General features: G+C 64.6%; 14 protein-coding genes. 12 read left to right on the forward strand and 2 right to left on the reverse strand.

Going from position 1 to position 12,040, the window contains the following annotated elements; all coding sequences use genetic code 11:
- Positions 1-103 precede the first annotated feature (103 nt).
- From mltG to lpxO, 11 genes are all read left to right on the forward strand, one after another.
- Positions 104-1,096 (forward strand): endolytic transglycosylase MltG, encoded by a 993-nt coding sequence (gene mltG / locus C2862_RS01380; RefSeq protein WP_136218441.1) that lies wholly within the window; start codon positions 104-106, stop codon positions 1,094-1,096.
- A complete protein-coding gene (gene tmk, locus C2862_RS01385; protein ID WP_136218314.1) occupies positions 1,093-1,701 on the forward strand; it encodes a dTMP kinase in 609 nt (202 codons plus the stop codon). Before mltG ends, tmk begins: the two co-directional genes overlap by 4 nt.
- Positions 1,701-2,726 (forward strand): DNA polymerase III subunit delta', encoded by a 1,026-nt coding sequence (locus C2862_RS01390; protein ID WP_136218442.1) that lies wholly within the window; start codon positions 1,701-1,703, stop codon positions 2,724-2,726. The genes tmk and C2862_RS01390 overlap by 1 nt, the downstream gene beginning before the upstream one ends.
- A gap of 19 nt (positions 2,727-2,745) precedes the next feature.
- The gene (locus tag C2862_RS01395; RefSeq protein ID WP_136218315.1) at positions 2,746-3,120 is read left to right on the forward strand and encodes a PilZ domain-containing protein; all 375 of its coding nucleotides are present in this window, start codon (positions 2,746-2,748) and stop codon (positions 3,118-3,120) included.
- Between the two features lie 19 nt (positions 3,121-3,139).
- Positions 3,140-3,661, forward strand: a complete 522-nt coding sequence (locus C2862_RS01400; RefSeq protein ID WP_136218316.1) for a GNAT family N-acetyltransferase — start codon at positions 3,140-3,142, stop codon at positions 3,659-3,661.
- Between the two features lie 77 nt (positions 3,662-3,738).
- The gene (locus C2862_RS01405) at positions 3,739-4,521 is read left to right on the forward strand and encodes a TatD family hydrolase (RefSeq protein WP_136218317.1); all 783 of its coding nucleotides are present in this window, start codon (positions 3,739-3,741) and stop codon (positions 4,519-4,521) included.
- 1 nt (position 4,522) lies between these two features.
- On the forward strand, positions 4,523-5,200 hold the full coding sequence (locus tag C2862_RS01410) for an ankyrin repeat domain-containing protein (RefSeq protein WP_136218318.1): 678 nt from the start codon (positions 4,523-4,525) through the stop codon (positions 5,198-5,200).
- Between the two features lie 161 nt (positions 5,201-5,361).
- The gene (locus C2862_RS01415; protein ID WP_136218319.1) at positions 5,362-6,294 is read left to right on the forward strand and encodes a methyltransferase domain-containing protein; all 933 of its coding nucleotides are present in this window, start codon (positions 5,362-5,364) and stop codon (positions 6,292-6,294) included.
- A gap of 150 nt (positions 6,295-6,444) precedes the next feature.
- On the forward strand, positions 6,445-6,645 hold the full coding sequence (locus C2862_RS01420; RefSeq protein ID WP_136218320.1) for a hypothetical protein: 201 nt from the start codon (positions 6,445-6,447) through the stop codon (positions 6,643-6,645).
- Between the two features lie 112 nt (positions 6,646-6,757).
- Complete coding sequence (locus tag C2862_RS01425) at positions 6,758-6,982, forward strand: DUF6139 family protein (protein ID WP_136218321.1); 225 nt, start codon at positions 6,758-6,760, stop codon at positions 6,980-6,982.
- A gap of 161 nt (positions 6,983-7,143) precedes the next feature.
- Positions 7,144-8,043, forward strand: a complete 900-nt coding sequence (gene lpxO / locus C2862_RS01430; RefSeq protein WP_136218322.1) for a lipid A hydroxylase LpxO — start codon at positions 7,144-7,146, stop codon at positions 8,041-8,043.
- Between the two features lie 58 nt (positions 8,044-8,101).
- Here lpxO and xerC read toward each other — a convergent pair whose 3' ends face one another.
- Both xerC and C2862_RS01440 read right to left on the reverse strand, forming a co-directional pair.
- The gene (gene xerC / locus C2862_RS01435; RefSeq protein ID WP_136218323.1) at positions 8,102-9,106 is read right to left on the reverse strand and encodes a tyrosine recombinase XerC; all 1,005 of its coding nucleotides are present in this window, start codon (positions 9,104-9,106) and stop codon (positions 8,102-8,104) included.
- A gap of 155 nt (positions 9,107-9,261) precedes the next feature.
- The gene (locus C2862_RS01440) at positions 9,262-9,699 is read right to left on the reverse strand and encodes a universal stress protein (protein ID WP_136218324.1); all 438 of its coding nucleotides are present in this window, start codon (positions 9,697-9,699) and stop codon (positions 9,262-9,264) included.
- Between the two features lie 160 nt (positions 9,700-9,859).
- On the opposite strand from C2862_RS01440, the gene C2862_RS01445 reads away from it, so the two are divergent.
- On the forward strand, positions 9,860-11,986 hold the full coding sequence (locus C2862_RS01445) for a bifunctional diguanylate cyclase/phosphodiesterase (protein WP_136218325.1): 2,127 nt from the start codon (positions 9,860-9,862) through the stop codon (positions 11,984-11,986).
- Positions 11,987-12,040: the final 54 nt, after the last annotated feature.

Raw genomic sequence — 12,040 nt, forward strand, 5'->3', positions numbered from 1 at the left:
GGTTTAGGCTTTATCATTACGGCCTCATTATAGAGTTGTCGAGCATTTCGCGCCGCGGACCTGATAAAACCCTGGCGTCAACCCGAAAATCAGAATGGCTTTCATAAAAAAAACACTCATTACGGCTGTGGTCGTTTCCATCGTCGGCATCGGCGCGTTCAGCTGGTGGTCGAAGCAGCCGCTCACCACGGGCGAGCCGCCGATCCCCTTCACGGTTACGCCCGGTAGCGGCGTCGGCGCGGCCGCGCAGCAGATGGCGCAGGCCGGCGTGCCGGTCAACCCGATGCTGTTCCAGATCCTGGCCCGCGTTACCGGCCAGAGCGCGCGCATCAAGGCCGGCAGCTACGAGCTGAAACCCAACACCTCGCCGCGGCGCCTGCTGACCCAGCTGGTGCGCGGCGAATACGCCCAGGAAGCCGTCACCATCATCGAAGGCTGGACCTTCCGCCAGATGCGCGACGCGATTGCCGCCACCAAGACCTTGCGCCACGAAACGGTCAAGATGAGCGACGCCGAGCTGATGGCGAAGATCTCGACCGAGTACAAGCAGCCCGAAGGCCTGTTCTTCCCCGACACCTATTTGTTCGCCAAGGGGTCGAGCGACCTGCAGATTTATAAACAGGCGCACCAGATGCTGCTGAGCCGCCTGAACGCGGCCTGGGAAAAGCGCGACGCCAACCTGCCGTATAAAACCCCGTACGAGGCACTGATCATGGCCTCCATCGTGGAAAAGGAAACGGGACAGAAGAGCGAACGGGCGATGATCGCCGGCGTGTTCGTGAATCGCCTGCGTACCGGCATGATGCTGCAGACCGATCCGAGCGTGATCTACGGCATGGGCGAGCGCTACGAGGGCAAGATCGCGAAGAAGGACCTGACGACCGATACCCCGTACAACACCTACACCCGCTACGGCCTGCCGCCGACCCCGATTTCGCTGCCGGGTGTGCAGTCGCTGAGCGCGGCGCTGGCGCCGGCCAAGACGGAAGCCCTGTATTTCGTGTCGCGCAACGACGGTACCAGCCATTTCTCGGAAAACCTGAACGAACACAATCGCGCGGTGAACCAGTACCAGCGCGGCGCGAGCAAGCCATGAGGGGCAAGTTCCTGACCGTCGAAGGGATCGACGGCGCCGGCAAGTCGACCCACATCGGCTTCGTGACGCAATTCCTCCAGGCGCGCGGCAAGACCGTCGTGTCCTCGCGCGAGCCGGGCGGCACCCCGCTGGGCGAAAAGCTGCGCGAGCTGCTCTTGCACGAAAAGATGCACCTGGAAACGGAAGCGCTGCTGATGTTCGCCAGCCGCCGCGAACACATGGCGCAGGTGATCGAGCCGGCGCTGGCCGCCGGTTCCTGGGTCCTGTCCGACCGCTTCACCGACGCCAGCTTCGCCTACCAGAGCGGCGGGCGCGGCATGGACCGTAGCAAGATGGAAGCGCTGGAAGCCTGGGTGCACCCGCAGCTGCAGCCGGACCTGACCCTGCTGTTCGACGTGCCGCTCGAGGTGGCGCGCGAGCGCCTGGATGCGACCCGCACCCTCGACAAATTCGAGCGCGAGCAGGGCGAGTTTTTTGCCCGTTGCCGCGCGGAGTACCTGCGCCGCGCGGAGCAGTTTCCGCAACGCTTCGTCGTGATCGATTCGACGCGCAGCATCGCGCAAACGCAGCAAACGATCGGTGAGGCGCTGGAGAAGTTGCTGTGATGATCTACCCTTGGCAGCAAAGCGCCTGGACCCAGCTCCAGGCCATGCGCGCGCGCCTGCCGCACGCGATCCTGTTCCATGGCCCGGCCGGCATCGGCAAGTCGGGCTTCATCGAAGCCTTCGCCCAGTCCCTGCTGTGCGAGAACGTGCAGCCCGACGGCCAGGCCTGCGGCAGTTGCGCCTCCTGCGGCTGGTTCCTGCAGCACAACCACCCGGACTACCGCCGCGTGCGCCCTGAAGCGCTGGAAGACGAGCCGGCTGCGGAAGGGGAAGAAGGCGGCGAGGACAAGAAGGCGAAGTCGGCCAAGGCGCCCTCGAAAGAGATCAAGATCGAGCAGATCCGCTCCCTGGCCGACTTCATGAACATCTCGACCCACCGCCAGGGCCTGCGCGTGGTGGTGCTGTATCCGGCCGAAGCACTGAACATGCCGGCTTCGAACGCGCTGCTCAAGACCCTGGAAGAGCCGCCGCCCGGCACCGTCTTCCTGCTCGCCTCGAACGGCCTGGACCGCCTGCTGCCGACCATCCTCTCGCGCTGCCGCAAGTTCGCGCTGCCCATGCCCGAGCACGCCGCCGCGCTGGCCTGGCTATCGGCGCAGGGCGTGCCGGACGCCGACAGCTGGCTGCGCGAGGAGGGCGGCGCACCGCTGGCCGCGCTGGAGCGTTCCGGCAGCGGCAACCGCGAAGAACTCGATGCCCTGCTCGGATTCCTGGCGCGTCCGAACGTCGAGTCGGCGTTGCGCCAGGCGGATAAACTGAGCAAGACGCCGCTGAGCGCCCTTGTGTCCTGGCAGCAGCGCTGGCTCTACGACCTGTTGGCGAGCAAGCTGGCCGGCACGGTGCGTTATTACCCGCGCTACCAGAAGGAACTTGCAGCCTTGGCCGGCAACGTGCACACTGCGAACCTGTTACGTGCAATCAAGTCCACCAACGAACGCCGCGCCGTGGCCGACCATCCGCTCTCGGCCAAGCTGTTCGTCGAGGACATGTTGCTGGATTATGCAGCCTGCTGCGCAGCTGCCTGAAGGGCTGGAAAGGACCGACATGACTGGCAACACCACCGACCCCAACGCCGCGCTCCCACGGCCGTCGGTCCTGTCGCTGGCGATCAAGGAAAAGGCGGCCCTGTATGCGGCCTACATGCCTTTCCTGAAGAACGGCGGCATGTTCGTGCCGACGAACAAGCCATACAAGATCGGCGACGAGGTCTACCTGATCCTGTCGCTGATGGACGACCCGAACAAATACCCGATCGCCGGCAAGGTTGCCTGGATCACCCCGGCCGGCGCCAACAACAGCAAGGCGCAAGGCATCGGCGTGCATTTCCCGGCCGACGAAACCGGCCAGCGCGCCAAGGCTAGAATCGAAGAAATCCTCGGCGCGGCGCTGCGGTCCTCGCGCGCCACGCATACCCTGTAATCCCTCATTTTTTGCTCCAATGCCGTCCTACGTTCATCGCCTTGCCCGCCGCGACGACCTGCCCGTCATCGTCGACATCTACAACTCCACCATCGCCTCGCGCGAAGTCACCGCCGACACCGAACCCGTGAGCGTCGCCTCGCGCGAAGCCTGGTTCAACGAGCACACGCCCGAGCGCCGGCCGCTTTGGGTGATCCACGATGCGAACGACGTGTCCGATGAGCCGACCGTGATCGGCTGGATGTCCTACTCGAATTTCTACGGCCGCCCGGCCTATTCGGGGACGGCCGAGCTGTCGATCTATATCGACGAGGAATGGCGTGGCAAGGGCATGGGGCGCTACTGCCTGGAGCAGGCGATCGCGTTTGCGCCTCGTATTCACGTGCATACACTGTTGGGTTTCATTTTTGGGCATAACGTGCCGAGCCTGGCGCTGTTCCGCAAGTTCGGCTTCGACACCTGGGCGAATTTCCCGCGCGTGGCGAATCTGGACGGGATCGAGCGCGATCTGATCATTCTCGGAAAACGCGTCGTCGACTGATCTGACGTTTGCGGCCTACGAAATGCCCAGGCGGCGACCGCGTGACGCGTCTCCCCCGCACCCCGTACAATACGAGGATGTACATCGATTCCCACTGCCACATCAATTTCCCCGAGCTGGCCGCCCGGATGCCCGAAGTCCTGGCCAAGATGGCCGAGAACCGCGTCACCCACGCCCTGTGCGTCTCGGTCGACCTGCCGGACTTTCCCTCGGTGCTCGCGCTGGCCGAGCAATATCCCAACATTTACGCCTCGGTCGGCGTCCATCCGGACTACGAAGACACGCCGGAACCAACCGTCGAGCAGCTGGTCGAACTGGCGGCGCATCCGAAAATCATCGCGATCGGCGAGACCGGCCTGGATTATTACCGCCTCGAAGGCGACCTCGAGTGGCAGCGCGAGCGTTTCCGCACCCACATCCGGGCCTCGCGCGCGACGCGTAAACCCTTGATCATCCACACCCGCTCGGCCAGCGCCGACACGATCCGCATCATGCGGGAAGAGGGCGCGGGGACGAATGAGGGCGGCGTGGCTGGCGTGATGCACTGCTTTACCGAGTCGCTCGAAGTGGCCGAAGCGGCCATCGAGATGGGCTTTTATATCTCCTTCTCCGGCATCGTCACCTTCAAGAGCGCGAAGGACTTGCAGGCGGTGGCGCGCGCGGTGCCGATGGAGCGGATCCTGATCGAAACGGATTCGCCTTATCTCGCGCCGGTTCCCTACCGCGGCAAGATGAACGAGCCGGGCTACGTGGCCCATGTGGCGGAATTCATCGCCAATCTGAAGGACGTGCCCTTGCGTGAAGTCGCGGACCGCACGAGCGAGAATTTCTTTAAGCTGTTCCAACACGCAAAGGGTTGATATGCAAGCACGGCGCCGCCTCGTCCTTCAAGGAATCGTTCTCGCCGCCGGCCTGGCCTGCGGACTCACGGCCGCGGCGCCGCGGCCACCGAGCCCGTCGGAACTGACCACCTTCTTCCGCGCCGTTCAGCTGGACGACGCGAAAACCGTGGGGGAGATGCTGGGCACGGTGGTTAACGCCAACCAGCCCAATCCCATCGGCGGCGAGCCGGGCCTGGTGCAGGCGCTGCGCGAGGATGCGATGAAGGTCGTGCAGGTCTTCCTCGACCATCCCGGCACCAACCTGGAAACGAAAGCCGCGAACGGCAACACGGCGCTGATGATGGCTGCGTTTAAGCGCAACCGGCCGGCCGTGGAGCTGCTCCTGGCCAAGGGTGCGAAGGTCAACCAGCCTGGCTGGACCGCCTTGCATTATGCGGCCGCCGCCGGCGACGAGCAGATCGTGCGCCTGCTGCTGGCGCGCGGCGCGAAGGTGGACGCCGTGTCGCCGCCCAAGAGCGGCGCCTACACGCCGATGATGATGGCCGCGCGCGAAGGGCACGACGGCACGGCCCTGGTCCTGATCGCGCACGGCGCCGACCGGACGCGCAAGAACATCGAGGGCCTGGACGCGGTCCAGATCGCCGAGCGCGCCGGCAAGCCGCGCGTGGCTGCGGCCCTGCAGCGCGGCGGGCGCTGAATCCCGCCATCCGGCCACCGGGCAGCGCTTGCGTCGGCCGAACTGGCGGGTAATCCCGCCTTTCCTCTCTGCATAGATCTTCGAGGCAGCGTCGCATAATCTCGTTACCGTAACGAATATTGCGACATGGAAACGTCCGTGGCGCCCAACAAGGATCTCCCATGCTGAACGAACGCGAAATCGAAAGCTGCTACCTCGGCCAATTCATCCCGGTCCATTACCATCACAATATGCTGATGGACCAGAACCGCATGAATGCCTTCCAAGGCGCGATCGCCCACACGGTGCGGCCCGGCATGAAGGTCCTCGAACTGGGCGGCGGCACGGGCGTGCTGTCTTTCTTCGCGGCCCAGCAGGCGGACAAGGTGTATTGCGTCGAGTTCAATCCCGACCTGGTGCAGGAGGCGCGCCGCTTCTTGGCGCAGAACCCGAACGGCCACAAGGTCGAGGTGATCCATGCGGACGCCTTCGATTACCTGCCGCCGGAGCCGGTCGACGTCGTGATCTGCGAGATGATCCACGTCGCCATGCTGCGCGAAAAGCAGGTGGCCGTGATCGAAGCCTTCAAGCAGCGCTACCTCGAACGTTTCGGCGGCCCGCTGCCCATCTTCATGCCGGAAGCGGTCGTGATGGCGGTGCAGCCGCTGCAGCAGGACTACAGTTTCCACGGCTATTACGCGCCCATCGTCCAGTTCCAGGACACGGCCGTCGCCTATGCGGGCACCGCCCTGCTGGCCCAGCCGGCCGTCTACAGCGTGCTGGATTTCGCCGAGCCGGTGGACAGCCTGATCGCCTGGCGCGGCAACTTCACGGTCGAGCAGGACGGTACGCTGAACGCCCTGCGTTTCGTGACCAAGAACGTGCTCTCCATCGTGCAGGAGCGCGGCACGACGATCGACTGGCTGAACCATTACATGACGCTGCCGCTGGCGCGCCCGCTCGAGGTGGTGGCGGGCGACGTGGTCGAGGTGTCCTTCCAGTACCGCGCCGGCGGCTCGATCCCGAGCCTGCAGGCGGCCATTCGCACCAGCCTGGTGTTCGACGAGGCCGAGGCGATGGTGCCGGCCGGCATGCGTACCGTCGAGTTCGCCTAAACCTTCCATACCGACGGTCCGGCCCCGCGAACGGCCGGTTCGTCGCGTCTTTGCGCAGGTCGGCCGCCCCAGTCTGCCATTCGTCGCATACGGCCTGCGCGTCTTTACTCCCGGCCCTACACTCGCTCCATTCTTCTACTGGAGCACACCATGTTCGGTTTCCTGCTGTGGCTGCTACTTCTGTTCCTGTGCTGGCCGCTCGCTCTGCTGGCCCTGATCCTGTATCCGCTCGTCTGGCTGCTCCTGCTGCCGCTGCGCCTGCTGGGCATCGGCGTGGATGCCGTGTTCAGCCTGCTGAAGGCCATCCTGCTGCTGCCGGCCCGTGTGCTCGGCCTGTCGCCGGGCAGGTAAGCGCCGCGCCCGGCAGAGTGTGGGGCAATTAACAGACGCCGGCTTGCCTTTCGCATACTGTGGAGCCGTGCGCTTTCACCCGAAAGCGCGCTTTCACTGTAAGGAAACGATTATGCGCCTGGACATTTACCGCAGAGCCGAAAGCGACGGCAAGTTCTCCTACTTGGCCGTGCCGGAAACCCGTAACATCCCCGAAGAAGCCACCAACACCGATTGGGAAGTGGAGGCGCGCGCCTTCGAGATCGACGACAATGCCGATCTGCTGCCCGACTATGAGATCGACAACCTGAGTGGCCAGCTCGCGGAAAAAGGCTATGCCATGACGCACGTCCAGTAGGACGCATTCGCCGCGCCGGCGGCACCGACAGTGCAGGCTTCGGCATGCACGCGACAAGCGGTCCCGTTTTCACCGGGTTCCCCCGACGGGCACCCGGTGGATATGCTATTCTTGCGCCCTGTTTAATTGATGCCGGCTGTTCGAGCCGGGTTGGGGGCAAGATGAAGTGGGCGCTGGTCGGTTTTTATTTCCTCGCGGTTTTCCACATTCATTTCCGCGGCAAGGTGCGCCTGCCGTTCGGACGCCAGCTGTTCGACCATTCGTCGTTCATGGCGCCGATTAACATCTTCATGCACCTGTTCTCGCGGGTGCCGAGCACGCCCTACATCCCGGTCAGCGACTTCCCCGAGCTGGCGCCCCTGCAGGCCAACTGGCAGATCATCCGCGCCGAAGCGGAGAACATGCTGGCCATGAAAAAGATCAAGGCGGCCGAGCAGAACGACGACGCCGGCTTCAACTCCTTCTTCAAGACCGGCTGGAAGCGCTTCTACCTGAAGTGGTACGACGCCAGCCACCCGTCGGCCCAGCGCCTGTGCCCGCAAACCTACGCGATGCTCCAGGCCATCCCCACGGTCAAGGCCGCGATGTTCGCCGAACTGCCGCCGGGCGCCAAGCTGAACCCGCACCGCGATCCCTTCGCCGGCTCGATGCGCTACCACCTGGGCCTGGCGACGCCGAACGACGACCGCTGCTTCATCGACGTCGACGGCCAGCGCCATAGCTGGCGCGACGGCGAGGGCGTGATCTTCGACGAAACCTATATCCACTGGGCCATCAACGGCAGCGACAGCGATCGCATCATCCTGTTCTGCGACGTCGAGCGCCCGATGCGCACGCGCTGGATGGCGGCGATCAACCGCTGGCTGGGCCGCACGATGATGACGGCCGCCAGCTCGCCCAACGAGACCGGCGACCAGACCGGCCTGGTGAGCAAGCTGTTCAAGATTTCGCACATCATGGGCGGCTACCGCCGCCGCTACAAGGCCTGGAACAAGACGGCTTATAAGGTCACCAAGGTAGCGCTAATTGTCGGACTGGCGGCATTGATCTATTGGATTTGACGGTCCAGTCCGGGGCGGGGCCCCGGCTACGGCTCCGTTTCGGCGCGTGGGCTGGCCGTCAAACTGGCGGATCGGGTTCCGGATCCGGCTTCACGCGCACCATCTGGTAGTCTGCGGCCGAGCGTTCCAGCGCGAGTCCCAATACGTCCTTGAGCTCGTCGGCAGGTGTCCCTTGTTCGAGCTGCTGCTTCGCGAAAGTGTTGCGCAAGGTGCGCCCGCCCGAGCGCGCGAGGTCCATGCCGGCCCGCTCGAAGGTGGCGCGCATCTGCATATACACGGTTTTCCTGGTCATCCTGGCGCCCGTTAGGTTGGCCGGAAACACCAACTCCCCCGGAATCGCCATCGCTTCACGCTCCTCCAGCCAGGCCCGCAGCGCCTCGGCGCCCATGCGGGGCAGGGTGACGGCATGTTCGTGGCTGGTGTCGTGCTTCTCGTCCGGCGTGATGGTGAGCTCGATCGCACCGTCGAGCGCAACCTGGCGGCCGACCTCGGCAATGAGCAGGCCGATCGCTTCCGATACCCGCAGTCCCGCCAGCGCCATGACCAGCTGCATCGCGCGGTCGCGCCGCCGTTTCCAGCCGCCGAAGGGCCTGTTGCCGCCCTGCCGTGGCGCTTCGCCGGGCAGGGCGGCAAAGAAGCGCTCCAGCTGGTCCTCGGAGAGGGCGCGTCCGGCCTCGTCCTGGGTCATGTGGGCGCGGTCGATGCCGAGGATGGCTTGCTGGGCGGGATTGGGCATGGCGCCGAGGTGCTCGTAGCAGCGCTCCAGCAGGCGCAGGTAACGGTAGGCGATCTTGCTGTTGAGGACGCGCTTGCCCTTGACCCGGCGGTCGATGAAGCGGAGGAGGTCGGCCTGGGTGACGGTCGAAAACTTCAGCCCTTGTTCCAGGAACCAGCCTGCCAGGTTGTTGAACATGAAAATATAGATCTTCGCCGAAGCGGGCGACAGCAGGCGGGGCGTGCCGTCGGCGCGCGTGCGCCGGCCGGTATCGGCGAAGGCGGCGGAAGCGATGAATTTCTTGAATGCCTGAACCGGATCGGCATCCCACGAAGTCAGGGTGTGCATGCGGCGAGCTTGGGATGAAGTATGGCTAGCCTACCATAAAAGCGTAACTAACCAACACCCGCTTCACGACAGCCAAATAACTGAAACACAAACGACTCCGGCCACCTTACGACTAAACATACCAGCCGCCAGGACAGAGGCCGGCGGATTGTCACTCAGCGATAGACCAGCACCGGAATCGAGCTGTGCACCAACACTTTTTGCGTTTCACTACCCAGCAGAACGCCACCCAGGCCATGCCGGCCGTGCGAGGCCATGATGATCAGGTCACAGCCTCGGTCCCGCGCCGTGCGCAGGATTGCTTCGTGGGGATCGTCAGAGCGCACCAGTAGCGCGGCACAATCCACGCCCGCAGTGCGCGCCGCATCCACTAGGGGCGCCAGGCGCCTGTTGGCGCGCGCTTCGCTGGCAGCGAGATATTCGTCCTCGGTGCTTTCGATCATCTCGGCGTCGGCTGTGAAGGTTTTGAAGTCGGGCAGGGCGGTCATGCCGACCAGGTCGGCGCCTACTTCCTTGGCGAAACTGACGCCCGCCAGGACGGCGCGCGACGATAGTTCGGATCCGTCCGTCGGCAGCAGAATACGCTTGAACATGCTTCCTCCTTGAAGAAATCAACGAAGCTTCCATGACCAGTCTCGCGCGCGGGGCTGTTATGCGTTTGATCGAGCTCAAAGGCGGTGGAGAGCATGTCACGCGCCCATTCGCGCATTATTGGTGGCAGAATTGCTTCTGAAGCGCATTCCCAGCGATCCTATGCCTCCCAACGAATCGGCGAATCTCCAGCGGCAGTTCGACGTGCTACTCGACCACTTGCCCGCCGGGGTAGTGGTACACGGCCCGGACGGCCGCATCCTGTCGGCGAACCGGCGGGCCAAGGTACTGCTCGGGCATTCGGTGGAGGAACTGATCGGCGCGGAATCGAGCCAGGTCGTGTGGTCCCTCGTGCGTGCTGACAATACGGTGATGCCGGAGCCGGAATACCCGGTCAATCAGGTATTGTCGACTGGCGATCCTGTGTCCGACCTGGTCGTGGGAGTACCGGCGACGCCTCCAGGTCCGGTCCGCTGGCTCATCTGCAATGCCTATCCCGAACGCGGACGGGACGGGCGCATCGAGCGTGTCGTGGTCTGCTTCACCGACTGCACGAAGCTGAAGCTGGCCGAACACCGCGCTCAGCAATCCGAAGAACGGCTGCGCCTGGTGCTGCGCGGGTCCACCGATGCCTCCTGGGACTACGACCTCAGGAACGGCGAGGTGCATTATTCCGAGCGCTGGTGGGAGATGCTCGGCTACCGCGTGGGAGACTTGCCGATCGACGCGCACACCTGGCAGAAAGTCCTGCACCCGGACGACTTCCGGCGCGTCACCGGCTTCCTGCACGATCTGCTGGGTGGTACAACCGACAGCTACAGCGTCGAGTTCCGGATGGTGCACCGCGACGGCCACGCGGTACCGATCCTCTCGCGCGGTTTCATCCTGCGCGACGAAGACGGGCTCCCTTTACGGATTTCCGGCACGAATACCGACCTCACCGAGCGCAAGCAGGTGGAGCAGCGCATTCACGAACTGGCGTATTTCGACCACCTCACCGGCTTGCCGAACCGGCGCTTCCTGGCCGAGGAGCTGGACAAGGTGCTGGCGCGCAGCGAGCGCTCCGGCCAGTTCGGCGCCGTGCTCTTCCTCGACCTCGACAACTTCAAGCTCCTGAACGACACGATGGGCCACGACATCGGCGACCTGCTGCTGCGCCAGGTGGCCCTGCGCCTCAAATTGGCCCTGCGCCACAGCGATCAGCTGGCACGCCTGGGCGGCGACGAATTCGTGGTCGTGTTCGAAGACCTGGGCACCACGCTCGAGGACGCGATCGCCGAAGCCAATCACGTGGTCGACAAGATCCTCGAAGTGCTCGACCAGCCATATCACCTCGACGGCCGCCTGTTCGTCAGCACCACCAGCATCGGGGTAACACTGTTCGAAGGCATGGGTGCGGACGTGGACACGCTCCTGAAGCAGGCCGACCTGGCGATGTACCGGGCCAAGGCGGACGGCCGCCACATCGCGCGCTTCTTCGATCCCGGCATGCAGGCCGCGGCCAATCGCCAGTCGGCATTGGAAACAGGCTTGCGCGACGGGCTCGCCCGCCACGAGTTCGTGCTGTACTGCCAGCCGCAGTTCGACACCCATGGCCGCCTGGTGGGGGCCGAAGTCCTGGTGCGCTGGCGCCGCGATAGCGGTGTGCTAGTCGCGCCCGGCGACTTTATCGGGCTGGCCGAATCCTCGGGCCTGATCCTGCCGCTGGGCCGGCAGGTGCTCGAGGAAAGCTGCAGGGCGCTTGCGCGCTGGGCAGGCGACAGGGCGCTCGGCAAGCTCAAGCTGGCGGTGAACGTCAGCGTCCAGCAACTGCGCGATCCGGAGTTTCCGGACGAAGTCGCGCGGATTCTCGCCAGGTCGGGCGCGCCGGCGGGCCAGCTGTTCCTGGAACTAACGGAAAGCATCTTCGCCGACGACAAGCAGGACCTGGCCGAGCGCATGCACCTGCTGTGCGGCCAGGGCCTGCGCTTTTCGCTGGACGATTTCGGCACCGGTTATTCCTCGCTGGCCTACCTGAAACAGTTTCCCCTGACGGCTCTGAAGATCGACCGTTCCTTCGTGCACGATGTCCACGTCGACCCGAGCGCCGGTCCCATCGTGAAAGCCATCATCGCGCTGGCGCAGCAGCTGAAACTCGAGATCGTCGCCGAGGGCGTCGAGCACGAAGCCCAGAGAACCTTCCTGGCGCGCAACGGCTGCTCGGCGCTGCAGGGCTACCTGCTGGGCGCGCCGATGCCGATCGCCGAGTTCGAGTCGCTGTACAGCGCGACCGGCATTGGCCACGCATGAGCTGCACGGGCTGCGCCTGTGTTAGCCTCGGGGTTCACGCCACCGCCGGGAGCC

Origin of the sequence: Massilia sp. Mn16-1_5, from assembly GCF_004798585.1 — a bacterium.
GTDB lineage: Bacteria > Pseudomonadota > Gammaproteobacteria > Burkholderiales > Burkholderiaceae_D > Telluria.